This is a genomic window from Arthrobacter sp. 9AX (assembly GCF_902506095.1).
Taxonomy (GTDB): Bacteria; Actinomycetota; Actinomycetes; order Actinomycetales; family Micrococcaceae; genus Arthrobacter.
Window position 1 is genome coordinate 1,595,616 of record NZ_LR733293.1, and the last position, 24,061, is coordinate 1,619,676.

Consider the following 24,061-nt stretch of genomic DNA (forward strand, 5'->3'; position numbering starts at 1 on the left):
AGGCCGCAGCCACCGCCTGGGGCCACGGCCGCCGGGTTCCCTGACCGGGCTTGCGAGGTTAGGGGAAGGCTGGGGAGAAGTGCCGTTCGATAATGCCCTTGATGTCCTCGTGGCAGCCGCCGCAGCCGGTGCCTGCCCGGGTGGCCTTGGAGACCTCGGCCACCGTGGAGCAGCCTTCTTCAACGGCGCCCTGGATGGTTGCCCCGCTGACCCCGGCGCACCGGCACACGGTACCCTGCGGGTCAGCTGCCGCGCCGGGCAGCTGGTCCGGGCCGTCCAGCCGGAGGAGCAGCGACCTGTCAGCGGGCAGCTCCGCGCCGCGCTCAAAGAGCCCCACGAGTTCGGCAGCGGTCCGCGGCATGCCCACGGCCACCAGGCCCTCCAGGACCCCGCCGCGGGTGGTCATCTTGACGTAGCGGCCGTGTTCCGGATCTGCCCACTGGGCGATCTGCAGCCGGGCCCGCCCGTTCACCGCGCCGGCCGTAAGGATTTCCTCGTCCCAGGGCTCTGCCGCGTTGTCGCCGGCCACGGCCATGTTCATGCCACGCGCCTTGAGCACGATAACGCCGGTCTGCTCGGCGGGCAGTTCAGGGAGCAGCCCGGCCTCGTCGTTTGCCCCTGACGACAGCAGGGTCAGGTATTCGGCGAGCCATTCCGCCTGCCGCCAGCCCGGCCCCACCAGCCCGGACGGTCCCTTGGCGTTCCGGCAACGGGCGCAGTCCGGCTCGGGGCAGCGCACCTCGGCGCAGTCGCCGATGGCGAAGATGTGCGGTTCGTGGTGGGCGCGCAGCCGGTGGTCCACCAGGATCCCGCCGGACGTGGAGAGCCCGCAGCCCTCGGCCAGTTCGGTCCGGGGACGGACGCCGCACGAGATGACCAGGAGGTCCCCGTCGATCGCGGACCCGTCATCAAGCAGCAAAGCCGAGAATCCGCCGTCGGGCGCGTTGTGTTCCACGCCCGTGGAGCGGGCGTTGCCGGCCATCCGGACGCCGCAGCGGCGCAGGCTGGCGGCCAGGACGGCGCCGCCGCCGCGGTCGATGTTGCGGCCCAGCGGGTGCGGCCCGTTGTGGACCACGGTGACGGTGGCGCCCTCTTCCGCCGCTGCCAGGGCCGTCTCCAGCCCCAGGACGCCGCCGCCCAGGACCACCACGCGCTTTCCGCCGTCCACCGCCTGGCGCAGCACCTCGGCGTCGCGCAGGTCGCGAAGTGCCGTGACGCCGGCAGGCAGGACCGGCGACGTGGGGTCCGGGTTGATGCCGGTCAGGTTGGGAACCACCGGCCGGGAACCTGTAGCGAACACCAGCCGGTCGTAGCGGGCCGTGGAGCCGTCGGTCAGGAGGACCTGCTGCCGGGCCCGGTCCACCCGGCGGACGCGCATGCCGAGCCGGACGTCCACGCCGTCAGCAGCAAGGGCGCCGGCATCGGCAAGGGCCAGGGCTTCAGCGGTGGTCCGCCCCACGCCCAGGTCGGCCACCAGCACACGGTTGTAGGCAGCTTCCTCTTCCGCGCCCACCACGGTCAGGTTCACCTGGCCGCCCCGGACAGCGGGCAGCAGCTCATCAACCAGCCGGGCGGCCACCGGGCCGAATCCCACAATGACAATCTGCTCGCTCATGAGGCCTCCGTCGTTTGCAGCATCCTGGTTGAAAGGGGTGCGGCGGCCGGCCGGACCCACACCTTGTTGAACTTGAACTCGGGCATCCCGGACGTCGGATCCGTGGCCGCCTCGGTGAGCCGGTTGGCACTTTCGAGTTCGGGGAAGTGGAAGGGCAGGAACACCGTTTCCGGGCGGATTGCCGTGCTTAGTTCGGCCCGGCAGAGGACCTCGCCGCGCTCGTTCGCTACCGAGACCAGTGCCCCTTCGGTGATGCCCATCGATGCCGCCGCGGCAGGATGGATCTGCAGTTTCGCCTCCGGCCGCGTTTCGAGCAGTTCGGCCACCCGGCGGGTCTGCGCGCCGGACTGGTAGTGCTCCAGGAGGCGGCCGGTGATGAGCGTCATGGTTGCGGCGGCCGGGTCAGGATTTGCCGCGGGCGTACGACGGCGGCGTGGAGCCACCGGGACCATCACGGCTTTGCCGTCTGCGTGGGCGAAGGAGTCGCGGAACAGGCGCGGGGTTCCGTTGCTTCCCTTGGGGTAAGGCCAGTAGGCGGCTTCGCCGCGGTCCAGCATGGCGTAGTCGATGCCCGAGTAATCGGCCAGCCCGCCGGCCGAGGCCAGCCGGAGTTCCTCGAAAACCGTCTCCGGGTGCTCGCTGTACGTGGACGGGGCGTCGAGGGCTTCGGCCAGGCGTGCCATGATCCACAGCTCACTGCGGGCTCCGGCGGGCGGGGTCAGGGCGCGGCGGCGGCGCAGCACCCGGCCTTCAAGGTTGGTCAGGGTGCCTTCCTCCTCGGCCCACTGGAGCACGGGAAGAATGAGGTCGGCTTCGGCAGCGGTCTCGGACATAAAGAAATCGCAGACCACCAGGAAATCCAGGTTGCGCAGGCCCTTGATGACGGCGTTGGCGTCTGGGGAGGCCACGGCAATGTTGGAGGCGTGCACAAAAAGGCAACGGACGCCGTCGGGCTGTCCCAGCGACTTGAGCAGCTGGACGGCCGGCAGTCCCGGCCCGGGGATAAGGTTCTCCGGGACGCCCCACACCTTGGCGACGTGCTCCCGCGCGGCGGGATCGGTGATCTTGCGGTAGCCGGGGAGCTGGTCGGCCTTCTGTCCGTGCTCGCGGCCGCCCTGGCCGTTGCCCTGGCCGGTGAGAGTGCCGTAGCCGCTGCGGGCCGAGCCCGGCAGGCCCAGCAGGAGGCTGAGGTTGATCGCCGCAGTGGCGGTATCGGTCCCGTCCACGTGCTGTTCCACGCCGCGGCCGGTGAGGATGTAGCTGCCGCCGGCGCGTGCGCCCAAGGCGAGCCTGCGGGCGGTCTCCCGGATCAGCTCGGCGGGCACACCGGTGATGGACTGGACGCGTTCGGGCCAGAAGGAGTTGACGCTGCGGACCACCGCGCTGTAGCCCGATGTGCGTTCTTCAATGTAGGCGGTGTCCGCCAGGTTCTCGTGGATGACCACGTGCGAGATGCCCAGCAGGAGGGCGAGGTCGGTGCCCGGCAGGGGCTGGAGGTGGAGGCCGCCGCCGTCCGCCGTAAAAGCAGCCGTGGCCGAACGGCGGGGATCCACCACAATTAGCCCGCCGGCGTCGCGGGTTCCCTTCAGGTGCTGGACGAAGGGCGGCATGGTTTCGGCAACATTGGAGCCCAGCATGAGGATGGTGCCTGCAGTGTCCAGGGCTTCGAGCGGGAACGGCAGGCCGCGGTCCACGCCGAAGGCGCGCATGCCGGCCGCCGCCGCGGAGGACATGCAGAAGCGTCCGTTGTAGTCGATGCGGGAGGTTCCCAGGGCGAGCCGGGCGAACTTGCCCAGCATGTAGGCCTTTTCGTTCGTGAGGCCGCCGCCGCCGAAAACGCCGACGGAATCGCGTCCGTAGCGTGCGCGGGCGTCCTTCACTGCGCCGGCGGCGAGCTCCAGGGCCTGGTCCCATCCGATGGGGCGGTGGACGCCGTCAGGCCCTTTCAGCAGCGGCTCGGTGATCCTGCCCGGGTGGTTCAACAACGTGGCCGAGGTCCAGCCTTTGCGGCACAGGCCGCCACGGTTGGTGGGGAAATCGCGTCCGCTGACCTCGAGAGGGGCCTTGGGGACCGGCCGTTCCCCGGTGGCCGGTCCGGACACGGGGACCGGCCCCGGCTGGGAAGCCGGGGCCAGTTCCGCTGGAGGCGTGAGCGTCATGGCGCACTGCAAGGCGCAGTAAGGGCAGTGCGTGTCGGCGCTTTTGGTCATGTTAGACGTGTCCCATCGCGTTTCGGTTGGCGTTGCGGATGTAGAAGAACCAGCAGACGGCCAGCATCAGGGCGTACGCTCCGACGAAGCCGTAGAAGGCCGGCGTGTAGGAGCCGGTGGCCGTGTTGGAGGCGTTCAGTACCTGCGGGATCACAAACCCGCCGTAGGCGCCGATGGCGGAGATCAGACCCAGCGCCGAGGACGCCAGGCGTTGGGTGGCCACCGAGTTGGCGCCCTTGCGGGCCGCGCGGCTGGAGGTCGCGAAGATCACCGGGATCATCCGGTAGGTAGCGCCGTTTCCGAAGCCGCTGGCGGTGAAGAGCATCAGGAAGAGGACCAGGAACAGCCAGAAGTTCTTCAGCGGCAGGGTCCAGATCATGGTCAGGGTGATGACGGCCATGGAAGCGAATGCGGTGACGGTCATCCGGGCGCCGCCCATTCGGTCCGCCATGCGTCCGCCGTACGGCCGGGCCAGGGAACCCACCAGCGGGCCGAGGAAGGCCAGCGACAGTGCCACGGTGCCCACTCCGATGGAGGAGAACGCGGGGAAGTAGTCCTTGATCAGCTTCGGAAACACACCGGCGAAGCCGATGAAGGAGCCGAAGGTGCCGATGTAGAGCAGGGCCATGATCCACAGGTGCGGTTCCTTCAGTGCTGCCACTGATCCGGCGATGTCGCCCTTGGCGCTGGTGAGGTTGTCCATGTACTTGAAGGCGCCGAAGGCTGCCACCAGGATGAACGGCACCCACATCCAGCCGGCCAGCGGCAGGTTGACGGTGCCCGCGGCGAGGAGGGTGATAACGATCGGCACGGCAAGCTGTGCGACGGCGGCGCCCATGTTTCCGCCCGCGGCGTTCAGGCCCAGGGCCCAGCCCTTTTCCCGTGCCGGATAGAAGAAGGTGATGTTGGCCATGGAGCTGGCGAAGTTTCCGCCGCCGAAGCCGGCAAGGGCCGCCACCAGCAGCATCACGCCGAAGGGGGTTTCCGGGTTGGAGACGCAGAGCCCCAGTCCGATGGAGGGGATCAGGAGCAGCAAGGCGGACACAATGGTCCAGTTGCGGCCGCCGAAGCGGGGAACCATAAAGGTGTAGGGTATGCGCAGCGTGGCCCCCACCAGGCTGGGCATGGAGATCAGCCAGAAGATTTCCGAGGTGGAGAAGGTAAAGCCGGCGGCGGGCAGCTGGACCACCACGATGGACCAGAGCTGCCACACTACGAATCCGAGGAATTCGGCGAAGATGGACCAGTTCAGGTTGCGGCGGGCGATGGAGCGGCCGGTGGATTCCCACTGCTCCTTGTCTTCGGCGTTCCAGTTGGCGATCCAGCGGCCGGGGCGGAATTCAAGGGCGGGCGCAGTGGTGGTGCGGGTAGGGCCGGGCTGTGCGCTGGCGGATGCGGGAGCCGTTCCGGGCCTTGCGGCGTCGTCAAGATCAAGGGAATTGCCGGAACCGGCATCAGCGGTGCGGTCAACAGTCACGGGTTACCTCCTTTGGGGGGTTGTTGTTCCTCCAAGGTAGGGACGCCGCGTTTCACGGACCGACGATCTTTGTTAACGCGCTGTGACATTTGCCTATCGGCGGCCCGGGAAGGACGTGAGGCAGCGGTGAGGCGCCGACCAAAATGAGACGTACGGCACAGGTCCGGATAGTGGACTATTCGTCCATTGACTGGACCGCGGGAACTAAGATTGAACTCTAACTATTTCCGAGCCGGCGCCCATGCGCGGTCCGGCGGGTTCTCATGAAAGCGTTTACCTATGTCTTCCCCCGATACGTCGACTGTGTCGCAGCCGGTGAACTCACGCGGCCGCGTGATTGTTGCCAGCCTGATCGGCACCACCGTCGAGTTCTATGACTTCTACGTTTATGCGACTGCTGCGGTGCTGGTGTTCCCGCAGCTGTTCTTCCCCAACGCCAACGAAACCACCCAGCTGCTGAGCTCCTTCGCCGTCTTTGGTGTGGCTTTTGTGGCCCGCCCGCTGGGATCCATCATCTTTGGCCACTTCGGCGACAAGTTCGGCCGCAAGGGCACCCTGGTGGCCTCGCTGCTGACCATGGGTATCGCCACGTTCCTGATCGGCTGCCTGCCCACGGCGCTGGTACCCGGATGGGAATTCCTGGCTCCTGCGCTTCTGGTGGTAATGCGCTTCGCCCAGGGCCTCGCCCTCGGCGGCGAATGGAGCGGCGCCGCCCTGCTCGCTACCGAAAACGCGCCGGCCAACAAGCGCGCCATCTACGGCACCTTCCCGCAGCTTGGCGCGCCCATCGGCTTCATCATCGCCAACGTCATCTTCCTGGTGTTCAGCTACGCCCTTTCCCCGGCAGACTTCATGGCGTGGGGCTGGCGCGTGCCGTTCCTGCTCAGCGCGGTCATGGTGATCATCGGCCTGTATGTGCGCCTGAAGCTGATCGAGACCCCGGCCTTCACCAAGGTCCTCGAGTCCAACGAGGTAGCCAAACTGCCCCTTGGCCGGGTCTTCAAGACCAGCTGGCGCCAGCTGATCCTGGGCACGTTCATCATGCTCGCCACCTACGTGCTCTTCTACCTGATGACCACATTCACCCTGACCTTCGGCACCCGTCCCGCCAGCCTGGACGCTGCCAAAGCCGCGGCGGAAAAGGCCGGAAAGCCGATGTCCGAGGCGGCAGCCGCCGCGTTCGTTCCCGGCCTGGGCTACACCCGCAACGACTTCCTCTGGATGCTGATTGCCGGCGTCGTCTTCTTTGGCATCTTCACCCTGGTTTCGGGCCCGCTGGCCGAAAAGTACGGGCGCCGCAAGATGCTGCTGGCGGTAACCGGCGGCATCTTTGTCTTCGGGCTGCTCTTTGTTCCGCTGTTCAGCGGCGGGTTTATTGGCACTATGGCCCTGCTCGTCATCGGCTTCTCGCTGATGGGCCTGACGTTCGGTCCCATGGGTGCGCTGTTGCCTGAGCTGTTCCCCACCAACGTCCGCTACACGGGCTCTGCAGTCAGCTACAACTTCTCCAGCATCCTCGGTGCTGCGGTGGCACCGTTCATCGCCGTGGCACTGTGGGAACTCGCGGACGGCAGTCCGGTGCTGGTGGGTGTGTACCTGACCGCCATGGCCGTGCTGACCCTCATCGCGTTGTTCGTCAGCAAGGAAACCCGCGACCTGGACTACGAGAACAACGTAGCCTAGCACCGCTTCGCGTGCATTCCGGCCCGGTTCGTGGCTGATATGCCCGGCGCCGTCCCCGCAAAACCGGGATGGTGCCGGGCATTTTCCTTTGCATCCCGGTGGTAGCCGGGCAGGAACGCGCGACGGCGGGTGGGGGGCAGGGTGCCGGGGATGGGCTTTCAGCCGGCGTAGCGGGCCACGAAGTTCTTGAGGATGTTCATGGGCTCGGTGACGGTGAAGTGCCGGGCGTTGTCCATCAGCTCTTCGGCGGATTCCGGCGGGAAATAGCCCGCGTGCCGGTAAATATCGATGCGGGTGCACAGGCCTTCAGCGTCCAGTTCGGGGTGGAACTGGGTGGCGTAGAGGTTTTGCCGGATCCGGAACATCTGGACCGGGCAGGCCGCCGACCGCGCCAGCAGCACCGCGTGCCGGGGCAGGACGGTGCAGGCTTCCTTGTGGCCGGTGAAGGCGGTAAAAGTCCGGGGCATGCCGCCGAGCACGGGATCTTCCAGTCCGGCGTCCGTCAGTTCGATCCGGGCGGCGCCCAGCGGCTCTCCGTAGGTCCTGTCGATCACCGCGCCCTGGTGCGTGCCAAGCGTTCCCACGCCGTAGCAGGCGCCCAGGAACGGGAAGTCCCTGGCCACCAGTACGTCCAGGAGCCCGGCCAGCTCGTGTTCCACGCGGTGCTGGGTGGGCGTTTTGTGCTCCGGCGGGTCGCTGGAGGTGAACGGACTGCCGCCCACAATGATTCCCGAATATGCCGCCAGGTCGAGTTCGGGCAGGGGAGCGGCCTCCAGCCTGACGCGCCGCAGCTCCGAGGGCTCCAGTCCGCCGTACCGCAGGTAGGCGGCATATTCGTCCTCCGCTGCGGCGTCCTCGGCCCTCGACGCCAGGAGCAGGAAAGGCAACATGTGCTAAGTGTGCCTTTTCCGTCCCGGGCTGTCAGCCTTCCCGCCCGTGTCGCCTGTCAGCCGGCGGCGTGCTGGCTCAGGGACCGGCGGGACTGCGGGCGGGCAGCCGGGTCCGCGTGCCGGTGCACGAGTTTCCAGTAGCCTTCCTCGCGCCGGAAGATACTGGTCACCCGGAGCGCGAATTCCTCGGCGACGGGGGAGCCGTCCAGGCGGGCACGGAAATGCTCGGTTTCCACCAGGTAGGCGGTGTCCGGGGCGGTGTAGGACGTGACGGTGTCAAAGCCCAGCATTTCGCCGTCCTGGAACTGCCGTGCCGCCTGGTCCAGCCGGGCTTCCACCTGCGCCCACCCGCGGGCGATGCCGCCGAACGGGTTGGCGAGGGTCACGTCGTCCAGCCGCGAATACAGGTCCTTCACGGGCTCCGGGTTTCCCCGGGTGATTTCGGGGACGGCGAGGTGGTAGCGGTCCACTTCTTCTTCAAAGCTGGGTGCGAGCATAAGAATCCCCCAGAATCGCTAGTCTTCGATGGTGGCGATGATGGCGCCCGCCGACACGGTCTCGCCGGCGGCTGCGGTAAGGCCGGTGATGGTTCCGGAGCGGTGCGCCGTGAGTGGCTGCTCCATCTTCATCGCTTCGAGGACCACTACGAGGTCTCCTTCGGCCACCACGTCACCCTCGGCAACGGCCACCTTGACGATGGTGCCCTGCATGGGTGAGGTCAGGGCGTTGCCGGTGGCCGCAGCCGTGCCGCCTGAGCGGGAGCGCTTCTTGGACTTACCAGGCTTGGCCGCAGCGGCTGCACTGCCGGTTCCCACGGAACCGATCGATGCAGGGAGCACCACCTCGAGCCGCTTGCCGCCCACTTCAACCACCACGCGCTGCCGGTCCTCGGGGGTGCTGTCGGTGCCGGCCCCGGCGTCGGGGGTCCAGGCCGGGAGGTTGTTGACGAACTCGGTCTCGATCCAGCGGGTGTGGACCCGGAACGGGCCTTCGGCCGGAGCGAATGCGGGATCGGTAACCACCGCGAGGTCGAACGGGATCACCGTGGGGATACCCTCGACCACCATTTCCTCGAGGGCGCGGCGTGCGCGCTGCAGGGCCTGCGGCCGGCTGGCGCCGGTGACGATCAGCTTGGAGAGCATGGAGTCGAAGTTGCCGCTGATGACGTCGCCCTGTTCCACCCCCGAGTCGATGCGGACGCCGGGACCGGTGGGGTTTTTCAGGACGTGGAGGGTGCCGGGGGCGGGCAGGAAGTTCCGGCCCGGGTCTTCGCCCGTGATGCGGAACTCGAAGGAGTGGCCGCGGACCTCGGGATCGCCGTAGCCGAGCTCTTCGCCGCGCGCCAGCCGGAACTGTTCGCGCACCAGGTCGATGCCTGTGACTTCCTCGGAGACGCAGTGCTCCACCTGCAGGCGGGTGTTGACCTCGAGGAAGGAGATGGTGCCGTCCTGGCCTACCAGGAATTCGCAGGTGCCGGCGCCGAGGTAGCCGGCCTCCTTCAGGATGGCTTTGGAGGATTCGTAAAGGCGGCGGTTCTGCTCTTCGGTCAGGAAGGGGGCGGGGGCTTCTTCCACCAGTTTCTGGTTGCGGCGCTGCAGGGAGCAGTCGCGGGTGGAGACCACCACAACGTTGCCGTGGGCGTCCGCCAGGCACTGGGTTTCAACGTGGCGCGGCGCGTCCAGGAACCGCTCGATGAAGCATTCGCCCCGACCAAAGGCCGCGGTGGCTTCACGGACGGCGGATTCGTAGAGTTCGGGAATTTCGTCGCGGGTGCGGGCAACTTTGATGCCGCGGCCGCCACCGCCGAAAGCTGCCTTGATGGCCACGGGCAGGCCGTGCTTGTCCACGAAGTCCAGGATTTCCTCGGCGGACTCGACGGGATCGGCGGTGCCGGGAACCAGGGGTGCGCCGACTTTTTCTGCGATGTGGCGGGCCTGGACTTTGTCGCCCAGGGCGGAAATGGCGTCGGGTGACGGGCCGATCCAGGTGATGCCGGCTTCGATGACACGGGCTGCGAACTGGGCGTTCTCGGCCAGGAATCCGTACCCGGGGTGGATGGCGTCCGCGCCGGACTGGCGGGCGGCGTCGATGATCTTGTCCATCACCAGGTAGGACTCGGCGGCCGTGTTCCCGCCCAGCGCGAAGGCCTCGTCAGCAAGGCGGACGTGCAGGGCATCCCGGTCTGCGTCCGCGTAGACGGCAACCGAGGCGATCCCCTCGTCACGGGCAGCGCGGATGATGCGCACCGCGATTTCACCGCGGTTTGCGATCAGCACCTTTGTGAGGGTCGACTGCGTGGGATGTGCGGACTGCTCCAAATTTGCTGACAAGGCGTCTCCTTCTTTCCTTCAGGGAGCCTAGCGCGGTTTTGAGGGTTCCGCCGATATTACTTGCGGATTCCGCGTGTAAAGCGCCGAGGCTTTGTAGGGAAGCTACAAGACCCGCGGAAATCGTGTCCTTTTAGGACGACGGCCAGAGTTCGGTGATGCGCACCTTTGCCTGTGCGAGCAGGCCGCGGAGCGTGGACACGGAAAGCCCGACGACGGTGTGCGGGTCGCCGTCGACCTTCCGGATGAACGCCCCGCCCAGGCCGTCGATGGTGAAGGAGCCGGCGCAATACAGCGGCTCACCTGTGGCGATGTACGCGTCGATCTCCGCGGGGTCCATGTCCAGGAAGGAAACCTCTGCCGAGGCCACCGTCCCCAAGGTGGCGCCCGTGCCCGGCGCCGCGTCGCCGTCGGGCTCGGTATCGCGGCAGTCCACCAGCCAATGCCCGGTGTGCAGCACCCCGGTGCTGCCGCTCATCCGCAGCATGCGCTCCCGGGCGACGGCGGCCGTGTAGGGCTTGCCGTGCGCCTCGCCGTCGAACTCGAAAACGGAGTCGCAGCCGAGTACCAGCGCACCCTCGGCTTCCGGCAGCGCGGCGACAGCTTCCGCCTTGGCGCGTGCCAGCAGCAGGGCGGTGTCGTGCGGATCGGTGACCCCGTACCGCGCCTGGACGGCGTCCTCGTCGACGTCCGAGACCAGGACAGAATGCCTTATCCCGGCCTCGGTGAGGAGTTTGGTGCGGGCGGGGGACTGGGAGGCGAGAATCAGGCGGACCACGGAATCAGCCTAGTGGACCGGCCCCGCCTGGCGGACCAGCGCTTCCGGCACCGGTGCGGGCTTGGGCCGGTTCAGCTGGGCGCCTTCCACGTCGACGTCCGGCAGGATCCGGTCCAGCCAGCGCGGCAGCCACCAGGACTTTTCGCCGAGCAGGTACATCACTGCCGGAACAATGGTCATCCGCACCACAAACGCATCCAGCAGGACACCGAAGGCCATGGCGAAGCCCAGCGGCCGCACCATGGTGAGGTGGCTGAAGATGAAGCCGGCGAAGACGCTGACCATGATGATCGCGGCGGCCGTCACCACAGCGGCTGCGTGCCGGAACCCCACCCGCACCGCCTGCTTCGCGGTGGAGCCGTGGATGTATGCCTCGCGCATGCCGGAGGCGATGAACACCTGGTAGTCCATGGCCAGCCCGAAGAGCACACCGATCAGGATGATGGGCAGGAAGCTCAGGACCGCGCCGGGGTTGGCGACGTCGAACACGCCGCCGAGCCAGCCCCACTGGTACACGGCCACCACGGCGCCGAACGCTGCGGCGAGCGAGAGCAGGAAGCCGCCGGTGGCGAGCAGCGGTACCACGATGGAGCGGAAGACCAGCAGCAGGAGGATCAGGGAAAGTCCGACGACGATGGCCAGGTACGGCGGCAGGGCGTCACCGAGCTTCGTGGAGACGTCCACGTTCCCGGCCGTCTGCCCCGTCAGGCCCATGGCCACGCCGTAATCGGCCTGGATCTGATCGTTCAGGCCACGGAGTTCGGCGACCACCTGGACGGTGCTGGCGCTCGCCGGGCCTTCCTCGGGGATCACCTGGAAGACGGCGGTGCGGCGGTCTTCGCTGAGGGCGACGGGCACGGCGGCCACCACGTTGTCCACGGCGCGGAGCTTGTCCGCGACGTCGTACTGCAGGGTCTGGGCCTGGGCCTCGGTGAGGCCTGCCGGGAATTCGCCCACGGCCACAATGGGGCCGGTGACGCCTTCGCCGAAGCTCCGGGCCGTCAGGTCATATGCCTGGTAGGCCTCTGACTCCACTGGCTCCGATCCGCCGTCGGGAAGAGCCAGCTGCAGCTGGGTGGCCGGGACCGCCAGTGTGGCCAGCAGCAGCACCCCCGCCAGCAGCGCAAAGACGGGATGCCGGGTGACAAGGCCGCCCCAGCCGTGCGTGCTGCGCTCGCGGTCCTTGGCATCATCGGCGGCCTCGTGGCCGGGTTCGGCGTTGTGTGCCTCGGCCTTCGCCCAGGCGCGCCTTGAGATGATGCGCCGGCCGATCAGGGACAGCATGGCCGGTGTGAGGGTGATGGCCACAAGGACCGCTACGGCCACCGTCCCGGCCGCTGCCAGGCCCATCACGGCGAGGAACGGAAGGCCCGGCACAACCAGTGCCGCGAGGGCAATGATCACGGTGAGGCCTGCGAAGACCACGGCGTTGCCGGAGGTTCCGGTGGCGCGTGCCACGGACTCCTCCAGGCCCATGCCGGCCAGCAGCTGCGTACGGTGCCGGTTGACGATGAACAGCGAGTAGTCGATGCCGACGGCGAGGCCCAGCATCAGGGCAAGCATGGGGGAGATGGAGCTCATGTCGAACAGCCCGGACAGGGCGAAGGTAATTCCCACACCCACGCCAACACCAATAACGGCCATCAGGAGCGGCAGCCCGGCGGCGATCAGCGTGCCCAGCATGATGATCAGGACCAGGGCCGCCACCGCAATGCCAATGATCTCGGCGGCCCCGAAGAGTTCGGAGATATCCTCGGTGATCTCCTTGCTGGCATAGGCCGTGACGCCGGCCACGGACGTTTCGTGGGCGATGTCCTGGACCTGCTGGCGGACCTCCGGGCTCAGGCCGTTGATGGAGGTGTTGAACTGCACCTGCGCGACTGCGGCGCGGCCGTCCTCGGAGACAAAACGGATGGCCGAGGACGCTTCCGCCTGGCGTTTGCCCAGCTCCAGCTTGGCCTTGTTTGCTTCCAGTTCGCTGGCGCCGGCGTCGAGCCTTGCCTGTCCCTGCGCCAAGGCTGCCTTCTGCTGGCCCAGCTGTGCCTCGATGACGGCCGCGGGGGCTCCGGCGGCGGCCAGCTGCTGCTCTGCTGCTGCCAGCTGTGCCTTGCCGGCGTCCAGCTGGGCGCGGGAGGCGTCCAGCTGTGCCTGGCCCGCAGCCAGCTGCTGCCCTCCGTCGGTGATGGCCTGTCCGGCCTGGTCCACCTGCGCCTGGGTGGCGAACGGATCAACAGTGCCGCGGACGCTTGGCACGGATTCGAGCTTCTTCAGGGCATCGGTGACCGCGGCGCGGCTTTCGGCGGTGAAACCGCCGTCGGGAGCCTCAAAAACGATCGTTGCCGTGCCCCCGGAAGCGGCAGGAAGCTCTTCCTTCAGCTTGTCCGCGATCCGCTGCGTTTCGGTGCCGGGGATCTGGAAGTTATTGGACAGGGTGCCGTGGAACGCGGCAGCCGAGCCGCCCACAGCCACCAGGACGGCCAGCCAGAGTGAGATGACCAGCCAGCGCCGGCGGTAGGAGAACTTGCCCAGGCGGTAGAGGAACAGAGCCATAAGAGGAAACCGATCTGATCAGGAGGAAACGGATGCGGAAGGGGCGGGACGGAAGGGGGCAGGTGTGCTGCCTGCGGTGAAACCGGAACCGAGCAGCGACATGGCGTCGATCAGGAGTTGGCGGAGCTCAGCCAGGGAGGCGGGGGAAAGGTCGGCGCCGCGGCGGGTAAACCAGACCTCGAGGGCGGCCTTGCCGCAGGAGATCACCGCGCCCGCCAGCGCCCGGACATAGAGTTCGTCCTCGCTGTCTTCCGGGCCCGCCACCCGTTCGCGGGCGACGGCGATGATCTGTTCGGTGCAGTGCTCCCAGGCTTCCAGTTCCGAGTGCGACATCAGCGCGCTTTGCTGGGTGAGGGTAAACAGTTCGGCTAGTGGTGCAACGGTCATGGGGTCCGCCAGCGCTATAAGGGCGGCCTGGGCGGACTGCAGGATCGGTTCGTCAGCCGGCCGGAGCCGGAACTGCTGGATGGCGTTGTCCAGGAAGCCGTGGGTGACGGACGCGAGGGCGGCATCGGTGCTGCTGAAGTAGTTGAAGAAGGTGCGCCGGGAAATGCCGGCAGCGTCCGCGATGTCCTCCACAGTGAAGCTTCCCGGCCCGCGGGTGCGCAGCAGTGCCAGGGCTGCGTCCGTGATGGCCTGCCGGGTGGCTGCCTTGTTCAGCTCACGCCGGGAAGGTGTGGCCGCTGGCGGAGTGCCGTCAATGCTCATGTGGTTACACTACGTGCAAATTTGCACGACGGGCAAGTTTCTGGTGCGCCAGATTCACAGGAAGATGAAAGGTTCCCGACAGCTGTTCCAGAACCTGGTCCCGGATGCTTGGAGTGTCCCGGGAGGGATGAATCACCAGCAGCCGTCCCCGAACGGCAGATCCAGGAGACAAAGAATGTCACGCACAAAGAAAATGACCCTCGGCTTGTCAGCCGCGGCGCTGGCCCTTGGCGCCGGAATCGGCGTAGCCGGCATGGCCTCCGCCACCACCACGCCAACCCCCTCTCCCAGCGCAAGCTCCAGCGCCTCTGCGGACGGGAGCACCAGCACCGCGCCCGGCGGCATGGGCAAGCACGGCGGCCGCGGCGGCGAGCGGGGCGTGGCGCAGGCCTCTGCGCTCGCGGAAAAGCTCGGCGTCGACGAGGCCAAGGTCACGGAGGCGCTCCAGGCATTCCGTGATGCGAACAAGCCCACCACGCCGCCGGCCGAAGGCCAGAAGCCGGACCAGGCCACCCGCGATGCCGCCCTGGCGAAGTCCTTGGCGGGGTCCCTCGGAATCGAGGAGTCCAAGGTCACGGCCGCCTTGGCGGAGCTCCGCACCGAACGGCAGGCGGAGGAGGCAGCTGGATTGAAGACGCGGCTTGACCAGGCCGTGACGGACGGAAAGCTGACGCAGGCCGAGGCCGACGCTGTTACCAAGGCGGTGCAGAACGGCGTCATCGGCGGCGGCGGCCGCCACTGACCGAGGGCTGAAAGGCAAAGAAGTCCCCGGGATACTTCCCGGGGACTTCTTGATCTGCAGGGCGTGAGCAGGGGCCTCTTAGGCCTTCGCGTCCGCCAGTTCCCGCGGCGCGGTGCCGGCGGAGATTCCGTCGGACGGGGCGGCGGCATCAGCAGAATCGTCAACGAACGGAGTGCCGTTGCGGGGTGCGTTGTACAGCTGCTCGTCCAGGATGCCCTGGCGCTTTGCCACGATGGTGGGTACGAGCGCCTGGCCGGCGACGTTCACCGCGGTGCGGCCCATGTCCAGGATGGGATCGATGGCCAGCAGGAGGCCGACGCCGGCAAGCGGCAGTCCCAGCGTGGAGAGCGTCAGGGTCAGCATCACCACGGCGCCGGTGGTTCCGGCGGTTGCCGCAGAGCCAAGGACAGAGACGAGTGCGATCAGCAGGTACTGGCTGAAGTCCAGCTGGATGCCGAAGAACTGGGCCACAAAGATCGCAGAGATGGCCGGATAGATCGCGGCGCAGCCATCCATCTTCGTGGTGGCGCCCAGCGGCACGGCAAAGGAAGCGTAGCCGCGGGGGACGCCGAGGCTGCGCTCGGTCACGCGCTGGGTCAGCGGCAGGGTGCCCACCGAGGAGCGGGAGACGAAGGCCAGCTGGACGGCCGGCCACACTCCGGAGAAGTACTGCTTGACGGACAGGCCGTGGGTGCGGACCAGGATGGGGTAGACCGCGAAGAGCACCAGGGCCAGGCCCACGTAGATGGCAAAGGTGAACTTGCCCAGGGAGCCGATGGTGTCCCACCCGTAGACGGCAACGGCGTTGCCGATGAGGCCCACGGTGCCCAGCGGCGCGATGCGGATGATCCACCACAGGACCTTCTGGATTACGGCAAGAGCGGAGGCGTTCAGGTTCAGGAAGGGCTCGGCAGCCTTGCCCACCTTGAGGGCGGCAACGCCGACGGCGATGGCGATCACCAGGATCTGAAGCACGTTGAAGCTCACGGAGGTGGTGACGGCGCCGGATTCGGCCACGGTGGAGCTGGCGCCCAGGCCGAGGAAGTTCTTGGGGAAGAGGCCGATGAGGAAGGACCACCAGTCACCGGACTTGCCGGAGTACTTGGCCTCCTCGGTGATGCCGGTGTTGGCGCCGGGCTGCAGCAGGACGCCCAGGCCGATCCCGATCAGCACGGCGATCAGGGAGGTGATGGCGAACCACAGGAGGGTGTTCCAAGCCAGCTTGGCGGCGTTGGACACCTGGCGGAGGTTGGAGATGGAACTGACCACAGCGGTGAAAATGAGGGGCACCACGGCGGTCTGCAGCAGGGACACATAGCTGGAGCCGATGGTCTGCAGCGTGGCGCCGAGGCCGTTGGGGCTGGCCTTGGTGCTGCCGGTGTACTTGGCCAGGAGGCCAAGGCCAAGGCCAACGATCAGGGCGGCGATAATCTGGACGCCGAACGAGCCGGCCCACTTGGGAAGCTGGAAGCCGGGCGTGGCGGATTCTGGGGAACGGGTTTGAGTGCTCACCCGAATACGTTAGGGGCAGGTTCCATATCACGACGAACGAATATTGAGAAATATTACACGAGCAAGACTTTCCCTCGCGACCGCGATCCGCGTGAAATCAAGGGTTCCAAGGCTTTATGTTACTTATTCCCGGCGTTGGTGTGGCATATCTCTCGCGTCTGGGGGCGGCGACACGACCGCCTTCCACCCGCGGAACCTTAACCGAGCAGCGCCCGGCGGAGGGTGTCCAGTCCCACGGAGCCGATGTTGAGGGCCTTGGTGTGGAACTCTTTGAGGTCGAACCCTGGCCGTGCTTCGAGCTCGGCGCGGATCTGTTCCCAAAGGCGCTGGCCCACCTTGTACGAGGGCGCCTGGCCGGGCCAGCCGAGGTACCGGGCGAACTCGAAGTTGAGCTGGCCTTCGCTGATGGGCAGGTTCTGCTTCAGGAAGTCGTAGCCCTTCTCCGGCGTCCAGGTTCCGGAGCCCCAGCGTGGGGGGACGGTCAGTTCCAGGTGGACGCCGATGTCGAACACCACGCGGGTGGCGCGCATCCGCTGCATGTCCAGCATGCCCATATGGTCGCCGGGGTCGTTGAGGTAGCCGAGCTCCTGCATGAGTTTCTCGGCGTAAAGGGCCCAGCCTTCGCCGTGGCCGGAGGTCCAGCAGACGTTCCGGCGCCACTTGTTCAGCAGTTCACGGCGGTAGGTGGCCGTGGCCACCTGGAGGTGGTGGCCCGGGACCCCTTCGTGGAAGACAGTGGTGGTTTCCGCCCAGGTGGTGAAGGTGTCCTCGCCTGCCGGGACGGACCACCACATGCGGCCGGGGCGGCTGAAGTCATCTGATGGGCCGGTGTAGTAGATGCCGCCCTCATCGGTGGGGGCGATGCGGCACTCGAGCTTCTTCATAACGTCCGGAATCTCGAAGTGCACGCCGGCGAGCTCGGCCACGGCCTTGTCAGAGAGCTCCTGCATCCATTCCCGCAGCGCCTCCTTGCCTTTCAGCTGGCGGGCGGGATCGTTGTTCAGGATTTCCTTGGCTTCGTCGATGGACGCGCCGGCCTTGATGCTGTGGGCTACGCGTTCCTGTTCCGCAATGAGCCGGTCCAGCTCTTCCACGCCCCAGGCGTAGGTTTCTTCCAGGTCCACGGCGGCGCCCAGGAAAGAGCGGGATGCCAGGGCGTAGCGGGCGCGTCCCACGGCGTCTTTCGCGGGTGCGGCGGGCAGCAGTTCCGTGCGGAGGAAGTCCGCGAACCCGGCGTAGGCGCTCCGGGCCGCGGCAGCTCCGGCGTCGAGCTCGTCCTGGATGGCGGCGGGCAGGGGACCGGCGGCCGTGGTTGCCTCTGCGGCGAGCTTCGCGAAGAAGCCGTCCTCCGCAGCGTACTTTGTGACCTGCTCAATCACGATGTTGACCTGCCGTGCGGCCGAGACCCGGCCGGAGTCCCGCGCCAGCCGGAGCGATTCCCGGTACCCGGCAAGGGCTGCCGGAACGTTGGCTGCCCGGCCGGCGATGTGCTGCCAGTGCTCCGCGGTCTCTGTGGGCATCAGGTCGAAGATGGCACGGATGTCCTGGGCGGGGGAGGCGATGTTGTTCAGGTCCGCGTACTCCCAGCCGGAGGCATGGATCAGCAGCTGCAGGCCAAGCCGCTCCTGCATGGCGTCGAGGGTGACGGCGTCCACCTCGTCCTCGGGCTCAAGGCCTTCCAGTTCTTCCAGCGTGTGGCGGGCAGCCTCGGCGAATTCCGCGATGCCGGCGGGGGAGAAGTCCTGGTATTCCGTTTCGTGTCCGGGCACGCCAAGGGTGGTGGCGAAAGACGGATTAAGCCTGATCAGCGTGTCCGTGTAGCTGTCCGCGACGGCGTCGATGCGCGTTTTCGGGCGGGCGGCAGGTGAAGTGTCTGTAGTCACTCCACGAGACTAATTCAGCCGCGGCTTCGCTTCCACGCCCCGGGGCCGGGTGTCGGGGCCAGCCGCAGCTGCTGCCGGCGCACCCAGTGCCGGACGGACGGCTTGTCCTGCCGGGCCGGCTCGTCGCCGCCCCGGGAGAGGACGACGGCGGTGAGCGCCGCCAGTTCCTCGGCAGTCGGCTGGCCCTTGACAACAGAGAGCAGCGGCGCGGCGGGTGCCTCGGCTCCGGCCGCCTCGGCCACCGGCTTTTCGGGGATGCTCACAGCGGGATGTTCCCATGCTTCTTGGTGGGGAGGCTGGCGCGCTTGTCGCGCAGCGCCCGAAGGCCCTTGATGATCTGGATCCTGGTTTCGGACGGGGCGATGACCGCGTCCACATAGCCGAGTTCGGCTGCCTGGTACGGGTTGAGCAGCTCTTCCTCGTACTGCCGGATGACCTCGGCCCGGCGCGCCTCGACGTCTCCGCCGGCTTCTGCCACGGCGGCGAGGTCGCGGCGGTAAAGGATGTTCACGGCTCCCTGGGCACCCATCACGCCGATCTGCGCCGTCGGCCAGGCGAGGTTCAGGTCGGCGCCCAGCTTCTTTGAACCCATCACGATGTAAGCCCCGCCGTAGGCCTTGCGGGTGATCACGGTTAGCTTGGGAACGGTGGCCTCGGCGTAGGCGTACAGCAGCTTGGCGCCACGGCGGATGATGCCCTGGAACTCCTGGTCCTTGCCGGGCAGGAAGCCCGGAACGTCCACCAGGGTGATGATGGGGATGTTGAAGGCGTCGCAGTGGCGGACAAAGCGGGCAGCCTTCTCGGACGCGGCGATGTCCAAAGTCCCGGCAAACTGCAGGGGCTGGTTGGCCACGATGCCTACCGTGTGGCCCTCCACCCGGCCGTAACCGATCATTACGTTGGGGGCGTACAGGGCCTGCATCTCCAGGAAGTGGCCGTCATCCACGATCTGCTCAACAACGGTGCGCATGTCGTAGGGCTGGTTGGCCGAATCCGGGATGAGCGCGTCCAGGGCGAGGTCGTCGTCGTCGAGGTCCAGCTCCTGCTGGTGCTCCAGCACGGGTGCCTCGGAAAGGTTGTTGGAGGGCAGGAAGTCCAGCAGTTCACGGACAAACTCCACGGCGTCGGCTTCGTCCGAGGCCAGGTACGTGGACGTGCCGGTGGTGGCATTGTGCTGGCGGGCGCCGCCAAGCGTTTCCATGTCCACGTCCTCGCCCGTGACGGTCTTGATGACGTCCGGGCCGGTAATGAACATGTGCGAGGTTTTGTCCACCATCACCACGTAGTCGGTGAGCGCGGGTGAGTAGGCGGCGCCGCCGGCGGAGGGGCCCATGATCAGGGAGATCTGCGGCACCACGCCTGAGGCGTGGACGTTGTTGCGGAAGATGTCCGCGAACATGGCCAGGGAAGCGACACCCTCCTGGATGCGGGCACCGCCGCCGTCCAGGATGCCCACCACCGGGCAACCGTTGCGGAGCGCGAACTCCTGCACCTTGACGATCTTTTCGCCGTTGACCTGGCTCAGCGAGCCGCCATAGACGGAGAAGTCCTGGCTGTAGACCGCTACCGGGCGGCCGTCCACCGTGCCGTAGCCCGAAACCAGGCCGTCACCCAGCGGCTTCTTCTTCTCCATCCCGAACGCGGTGGAGCGGTGGACTGCCAGCGCGTCGAATTCAACAAAGGAGTCTTCGTCGAGGAGGAGCTCAATGCGCTCGCGGGCGGTGTTCTTGCCGCGGGCGTGCTGCTTTTCGATCGCTTCGGGGCCGGAAGGCTGTTCGGCACGGGCCTGGCGGTCGCGGAAATCGGCGATTTTTCCCGCTGTCGTTGTCAGATCGTGGCTCATCAAATATCTCCGGCTCTGTAGCAGATTGGTCCAGTGGCGCTGTTGGTGCTGGCAGGTCTGATGCGGGAGTTAAGTAGCATCCACACAAAAAACGAACCCTGCTGGCTAGTCTAGTGACGCTTCTGACACCGGCTGCTGTAGAAAACCTACAATTTTCTGCCGTGCCGCAGCCCGTCCCCACAAGTTACCCGCCGGTAACATAACTGGGTTAGAGTGGCTGCATGACTTTGAGCAATGAGGCTTTGGGCTCCCCGGCAAGCCCCTACCGGGCCGGCGGTTCGCTCCGCGGGCGGACCATCCTGATCTCCGGTGGAAGCCGCGGAATCGGGCTCGCCATCGCGGTCCGCGCCGCGCAGGACGGAGCCAACATCGTGCTGATGGCCAAGACCGGCGAGCCGCATCCCAAGCTTGCAGGCACGGTGTACACCGCCGCGGAAGAGCTCGTGGCGGCGGGGGGCCAGGCACTGCCTCTGGTGGGGGACGTCAGGAGCGATGACGACGTGGCCCGCGCCGTGGCAGCGGCCGTGGACCGCTTTGGAGGCATCGACGTCGTTATCAACAATGCCTCAGCCATTGACCTGTCCCGCACAGATGCCGTGGACATGAAGCGGTACGACCTCATGCAGGACATCAATGTCCGCGGGACCTTCCTGCTGTCAAAACTGGCACTTCCCGCGCTGCGGGCCTCTGCGGCCGGGCAGATCCTGACCCTCTCCCCGCCGCTGAACCTCGACCCGCACTGGGCCGGGAAGCACCTGGCCTACACCATGGCCAAGTACGGGATGAGCCTGACCACGCTGGGGCTCGCGCAAGAGCTGAAGCAGGACGGGATCCGGGTCAACTCGCTGTGGCCCTGCACCCTGATCGACACCGCAGCCATCCGGAACATGCCGCACGGAGAGCAGATGGTGCAGGCGGCACGCGGGCCACGCATCATGGCCGATGCCGCCCACGCCGTCCTCACCGGCGCCAACCTTGCGGCCGGCGGCGCGGCCAGCGGCAACTTCTACACCGACGAGGAAGTCCTGGCGGCGGCCGGTGTAACGGACTTCCGTCCCTACAGCCTGGGGGCGCCCGAAGACCGGCTTGTCCCGGACATCTTCCTTTAGGCCGGGCGCCGGCTCGGACCGGCAGGCGTCGGCTCTGTAGGATTTAGCTATGGATGACGCACACACCCCCGGTACGCCCCTGAGCCGGAGTGACCTGGCGGATGAGCTCTTCCTTTCCGCCACCGGCATCCCGCGGCTCGACGTAGTGGATTCCACCGGTTCCACCAATGCCGACCTCCTGCGCTCAGCCACCGTGGAGCCGGCGGCGTGGCCTGACTTGTCCGTGCTCACCGCGGAGTACCAGACTGCTGCACGGGGACGGCTTGACAGGCACTGGGAAGCCCCGCCGCTGAGCGCCATCTCGGTATCGGTTGTCCTTCGCCCGGCCAACGCCGAGGGCAGGCCGCTGCCCACGCACAGCTACTCCTGGCTGTCGCTGATCGCGGCACTGGCACTGCGCGAAACCCTGCTCGGAACAGCGGGCATCCCCGCCGAACTGAAATGGCCCAACGACGTCCTGGTCCGGGGCAGGAAGATCGCCGGCATCCTGGCGCAGCTGGGCCCCATGGTGGACGGCTCCGTGCCGCCCGTCATCCTGGGCACCGGCCTGAACGTCACCCTCACCGCCGGCGAACTCCCTGTTCCCACCGCCACCTCGGTAGTGCTGGAGGGCGCCCGGACGGCGGACCGGACAGTGCTCCTGAAGAGCTATCTTTCACACTTTTCCGTGCTGTACCGCAGCTTCTGCAATGCCGACGGCGACCCGGCGGCAGGGATGGCGGGCGGGGCGTCACTGCACAAGCGGGTTGAGGCAGTGATGGCCACCTTGGGCAAGCAGGTGCGGGCCCAGCTCCCGGGGGACCACGAGATCATCGGCCACGCTTCGCGGCTGGACGAGTACGGTTCGCTGCTGGTGGTGGACAAGGACGCGCGCGAGCACGTGGTCACCGCCGGGGACGTAGTGCACCTGCGGCCGTGGACTTCCCCTGACGCTTCCGGTCAAGGCGGTTATGCGTAAAGACCTCCTGCCGGGCGAGCAGGTCATTGTGACCACCCGCCCGCAGCCGCGGCAGCTTGCCGGCGCCGCGGTTGCGTTTGTCCTCGCGCCGGCGGTGGCCGCCTTTTGTTCCGCCTGGGTGATCCGCGGCGGGGCAGCGCGGGCCATCCCTGCGCTTTCGGGCCGCTGGACTCCGTGGCTGGTGGGCGGCTGCGTCCTTGCGGCCGCCGCGGTGTGGCTGGGCTTCTGCCTGCCCCGGCTGCTGCGGTGGCAGGGCACCCGGTACACCCTCACCAGCAGGAGGCTGGTGGCCAGGTCCGGGATGTGGAAGCGGAGCGACCGGCAGGTGAACCTGGCGTCGGTGCGCAACCTCACTGTCCATGAATCGGTCCTGCAACGCCTCTTCCGCTCCGGGAATATATCCTTGGAAACCGGATACCAGTCGATGGTGACCTTCCCGGACGTGCCGGAGGTGGCCAGGTTCCGGGACTTCATCCTCGACGCCATCGAGGACCTGCCGGACGAGCAGGATGACCAGCCGGACGGGCCAACGGATTACCCCGCCGGAGCTATGCCGTGGGAAAAGAGAGAAGGTGGACGGGATGACCGATGAGGACCAGCAGGAACACGTCGGGTCCCTCGCGCCCGCACCGTCGTCGGACGGCCACCCCGCCACCGGCACAATGTCCGCCGAACGGCTTGCCATGAAAGCACTGGAGACCCGGCTGCTGGGCGGGGAACGAAAGCTCCGCCGTCGTGAAGTGGCGGCAGGCGCAGGCCTGTCCCTGCTGTCGGCGCGCAAATTGTGGCGTGCCCTGGGTTTCCCCAACTTCGGCGACGAGGACGTTGCCTTCACCGAGCGGGACCAGGAAGCCCTGTCCACCGTGGTGGACCTGGTGCGGTCCGGCAAGCTGACCGAAGAAGCAGCCATCTCCGTCACGCGTGCCATCGGCCAGATGACGGACCGCATGGTTGTCTGGCAGATCGAGGCCCTGGTGGAAGACATGGTGCACGAGCAGGGCGTAACCGACGCCGTAGCCCGCAAGCGCCTGGTCAAGGAACTTCCCGGCCTGGTGGATCCGCTCGAGAAAATCCTGGTCTACTCCTGGCGCCGGCAGCTCAACGCGGGCATCCAACGGTTGGCCGTCCGGGCCGAAGCCGGCCTGCAGGCAAGCGAGGAAGGCCGGGACGGCGACGAGGATGACGCCCCGCTGCCGCTGGCACGCGCCGTCGGCTTTGCGGACCTGGTCTCCTACACCAGCCTCTCCCGGCGGATGAACGAAAAGACACTCGCCCGCCTGGTGCAGCGCTTTGAGAACAAGTGCGCGGAGATCATCTCCGTGGGCGGCGGCCGGCTGGTGAAAACCGTCGGCGACGAAGTGCTCTACATTGCCGAAACGCCTGCCGCCGGCGCCGAAATCTCGCTCGCGCTGGCCCAGGCGTTCACCGAGGACGAGATCCTGCCCGAAGCCAGGGTGGCTATGGTGTGGGGCCGGATCCTGTCCAGGCTCGGGGACATCTACGGACCTACAGTCAACCTGGCGGCGCGGCTCACGACGCTGGCGGATCCGGGGACCGTCCTGGTGGACTCCATGACGGCCTCGGCGCTGGAGCACGACGAACGCTTCGTGCTGGTGCCCCAGCCGCCGGAAAACGTCCGCGGCTTCGGCGAAATCCGCCCCGTCCGGCTGGCCCGGGGGCGCGGCAAGGGACTCGTCCTGGACTGATTCCGCTGCCTGAAAAGGCAAGCAACGGTTTTATCCATTTGATGGCGAATGCCGATATAGTCGGACTACG

The 24,061-nt window shown here is 67.2% G+C and carries 19 protein-coding genes; 6 read left to right on the forward strand and 13 right to left on the reverse strand.

Translation table 11 applies throughout. The features are described 5' to 3' along the window. Window positions 1-58: 58 nt before the first annotated feature. From BACI348_RS07315 to BACI348_RS07325, 3 genes are read right to left on the reverse strand one after another with little or no spacing between them, the layout of a single operon-like run. Window positions 59-1,615, reverse strand: coding sequence for an FAD-dependent oxidoreductase (locus BACI348_RS07315; RefSeq protein WP_159824613.1), 1,557 nt, complete (start codon window positions 1,613-1,615; stop codon window positions 59-61). Beyond that, window positions 1,612-3,825 carry a molybdopterin oxidoreductase family protein gene (locus BACI348_RS07320; RefSeq protein ID WP_159824614.1) on the reverse strand — a complete coding sequence of 738 codons (2,214 nt, stop codon included), beginning with the start codon at window positions 3,823-3,825 and terminating at the stop codon, window positions 1,612-1,614. The genes BACI348_RS07315 and BACI348_RS07320 overlap by 4 nt, the downstream gene beginning before the upstream one ends. A gap of 1 nt (window position 3,826) precedes the next feature. Next, window positions 3,827-5,302, reverse strand: coding sequence for an MFS transporter (locus BACI348_RS07325; RefSeq protein WP_159824615.1), 1,476 nt, complete (start codon window positions 5,300-5,302; stop codon window positions 3,827-3,829). Between the two features lie 279 nt (window positions 5,303-5,581). On the opposite strand from BACI348_RS07325, the gene BACI348_RS07330 reads away from it, so the two are divergent. After that, a complete protein-coding gene (locus tag BACI348_RS07330; protein WP_159824616.1) occupies window positions 5,582-6,985 on the forward strand; it encodes an MFS transporter in 1,404 nt (467 codons plus the stop codon). 158 nt (window positions 6,986-7,143) lie between these two features. Here BACI348_RS07330 and BACI348_RS07335 read toward each other — a convergent pair whose 3' ends face one another. The 6 genes from BACI348_RS07335 to BACI348_RS07360 form a co-directional block, all read right to left on the reverse strand. Continuing rightward, window positions 7,144-7,875 (reverse strand): glutamine amidotransferase, encoded by a 732-nt coding sequence (locus BACI348_RS07335; RefSeq protein WP_159824617.1) that lies wholly within the window; start codon window positions 7,873-7,875, stop codon window positions 7,144-7,146. Between the two features lie 56 nt (window positions 7,876-7,931). Continuing rightward, a complete protein-coding gene (locus BACI348_RS07340; protein ID WP_159824618.1) occupies window positions 7,932-8,372 on the reverse strand; it encodes a YybH family protein in 441 nt (146 codons plus the stop codon). A gap of 18 nt (window positions 8,373-8,390) precedes the next feature. Continuing rightward, window positions 8,391-10,205, reverse strand: a complete 1,815-nt coding sequence (locus BACI348_RS07345; RefSeq protein ID WP_159824619.1) for an acetyl/propionyl/methylcrotonyl-CoA carboxylase subunit alpha — start codon at window positions 10,203-10,205, stop codon at window positions 8,391-8,393. Window positions 10,206-10,335: 130 nt separating this feature from the next. Then, complete coding sequence (locus BACI348_RS07350) at window positions 10,336-10,980, reverse strand: Maf family protein (protein ID WP_159824620.1); 645 nt, start codon at window positions 10,978-10,980, stop codon at window positions 10,336-10,338. Window positions 10,981-10,989: 9 nt separating this feature from the next. Further along, complete coding sequence (locus BACI348_RS07355) at window positions 10,990-13,530, reverse strand: MMPL family transporter (protein ID WP_159824621.1); 2,541 nt, start codon at window positions 13,528-13,530, stop codon at window positions 10,990-10,992. Between the two features lie 18 nt (window positions 13,531-13,548). Next, complete coding sequence (locus BACI348_RS07360; RefSeq protein WP_159824622.1) at window positions 13,549-14,238, reverse strand: TetR/AcrR family transcriptional regulator; 690 nt, start codon at window positions 14,236-14,238, stop codon at window positions 13,549-13,551. 175 nt (window positions 14,239-14,413) lie between these two features. Here BACI348_RS07360 and BACI348_RS07365 point away from each other — a divergent pair, with 175 nt between their 5' ends. Next, window positions 14,414-14,980 carry a hypothetical protein gene (locus BACI348_RS07365; RefSeq protein ID WP_159824623.1) on the forward strand — a complete coding sequence of 189 codons (567 nt, stop codon included), beginning with the start codon at window positions 14,414-14,416 and terminating at the stop codon, window positions 14,978-14,980. Between the two features lie 78 nt (window positions 14,981-15,058). Here the strand turns inward: BACI348_RS07365 and BACI348_RS07370 are convergent, their stop codons facing one another. From BACI348_RS07370 to BACI348_RS07385, 4 genes are all read right to left on the reverse strand, one after another. Continuing rightward, on the reverse strand, window positions 15,059-16,492 hold the full coding sequence (locus BACI348_RS07370) for a dicarboxylate/amino acid:cation symporter (RefSeq protein ID WP_159824624.1): 1,434 nt from the start codon (window positions 16,490-16,492) through the stop codon (window positions 15,059-15,061). A 197-nt stretch (window positions 16,493-16,689) separates the two neighbouring features. Beyond that, on the reverse strand, window positions 16,690-18,375 hold the full coding sequence (locus BACI348_RS07375) for a DUF885 domain-containing protein (RefSeq protein WP_159824625.1): 1,686 nt from the start codon (window positions 18,373-18,375) through the stop codon (window positions 16,690-16,692). A 14-nt stretch (window positions 18,376-18,389) separates the two neighbouring features. Further along, window positions 18,390-18,638: an acyl-CoA carboxylase subunit epsilon gene (locus tag BACI348_RS07380; RefSeq protein WP_159824626.1), complete on the reverse strand. Its 249-nt coding sequence runs from the start codon at window positions 18,636-18,638 to the stop codon at window positions 18,390-18,392. Further along, window positions 18,635-20,218 carry an acyl-CoA carboxylase subunit beta gene (locus tag BACI348_RS07385; protein ID WP_159824627.1) on the reverse strand — a complete coding sequence of 528 codons (1,584 nt, stop codon included), beginning with the start codon at window positions 20,216-20,218 and terminating at the stop codon, window positions 18,635-18,637. Before BACI348_RS07385 ends, BACI348_RS07380 begins: the two co-directional genes overlap by 4 nt. 221 nt (window positions 20,219-20,439) lie before the next feature. On the opposite strand from BACI348_RS07385, the gene BACI348_RS07390 reads away from it, so the two are divergent. From BACI348_RS07390 to BACI348_RS07405, 4 genes are read left to right on the forward strand one after another with little or no spacing between them, the layout of a single operon-like run. After that, the gene (locus BACI348_RS07390) at window positions 20,440-21,327 is read left to right on the forward strand and encodes an SDR family oxidoreductase (protein WP_159824628.1); all 888 of its coding nucleotides are present in this window, start codon (window positions 20,440-20,442) and stop codon (window positions 21,325-21,327) included. 49 nt (window positions 21,328-21,376) lie between these two features. After that, window positions 21,377-22,285: a biotin--[acetyl-CoA-carboxylase] ligase gene (locus BACI348_RS07395; protein WP_159824629.1), complete on the forward strand. Its 909-nt coding sequence runs from the start codon at window positions 21,377-21,379 to the stop codon at window positions 22,283-22,285. Next, on the forward strand, window positions 22,278-22,877 hold the full coding sequence (locus BACI348_RS07400) for a PH domain-containing protein (protein WP_159824630.1): 600 nt from the start codon (window positions 22,278-22,280) through the stop codon (window positions 22,875-22,877). The genes BACI348_RS07395 and BACI348_RS07400 overlap by 8 nt, the downstream gene beginning before the upstream one ends. After that, entirely contained in the window at window positions 22,867-23,991 is a 1,125-nt protein-coding gene (locus BACI348_RS07405) for an adenylate/guanylate cyclase domain-containing protein (protein WP_159824631.1), read from the forward strand. Before BACI348_RS07400 ends, BACI348_RS07405 begins: the two co-directional genes overlap by 11 nt. Window positions 23,992-24,061 lie beyond the last annotated feature (70 nt).

Coding starts and splice junctions, on each gene's coding strand:
- BACI348_RS07315 (WP_159824613.1), bottom strand. CDS start 1,615: ATGAGCGAGCAGATTGTCATTGTGGGATTCGGCCCGGTGGCCGCCCGG.
- BACI348_RS07320 (WP_159824614.1), bottom strand. CDS start 3,825: ATGACCAAAAGCGCCGACACGCACTGCCCTTACTGCGCCTTGCAGTGC.
- BACI348_RS07395 (WP_159824629.1), top strand. CDS start 21,377: ATGGATGACGCACACACCCCCGGTACGCCCCTGAGCCGGAGTGACCTG.
- BACI348_RS07330 (WP_159824616.1), top strand. CDS start 5,582: ATGTCTTCCCCCGATACGTCGACTGTGTCGCAGCCGGTGAACTCACGC.
- BACI348_RS07400 (WP_159824630.1), top strand. CDS start 22,278: ATGCGTAAAGACCTCCTGCCGGGCGAGCAGGTCATTGTGACCACCCGC.
- BACI348_RS07340 (WP_159824618.1), bottom strand. CDS start 8,372: ATGCTCGCACCCAGCTTTGAAGAAGAAGTGGACCGCTACCACCTCGCC.
- BACI348_RS07385 (WP_159824627.1), bottom strand. CDS start 20,218: ATGAGCCACGATCTGACAACGACAGCGGGAAAAATCGCCGATTTCCGC.
- BACI348_RS07360 (WP_159824622.1), bottom strand. CDS start 14,238: ATGAGCATTGACGGCACTCCGCCAGCGGCCACACCTTCCCGGCGTGAG.
- BACI348_RS07405 (WP_159824631.1), top strand. CDS start 22,867: ATGACCGATGAGGACCAGCAGGAACACGTCGGGTCCCTCGCGCCCGCA.
- BACI348_RS07355 (WP_159824621.1), bottom strand. CDS start 13,530: ATGGCTCTGTTCCTCTACCGCCTGGGCAAGTTCTCCTACCGCCGGCGC.
- BACI348_RS07335 (WP_159824617.1), bottom strand. CDS start 7,875: ATGTTGCCTTTCCTGCTCCTGGCGTCGAGGGCCGAGGACGCCGCAGCG.
- BACI348_RS07390 (WP_159824628.1), top strand. CDS start 20,440: ATGACTTTGAGCAATGAGGCTTTGGGCTCCCCGGCAAGCCCCTACCGG.
- BACI348_RS07365 (WP_159824623.1), top strand. CDS start 14,414: ATGTCACGCACAAAGAAAATGACCCTCGGCTTGTCAGCCGCGGCGCTG.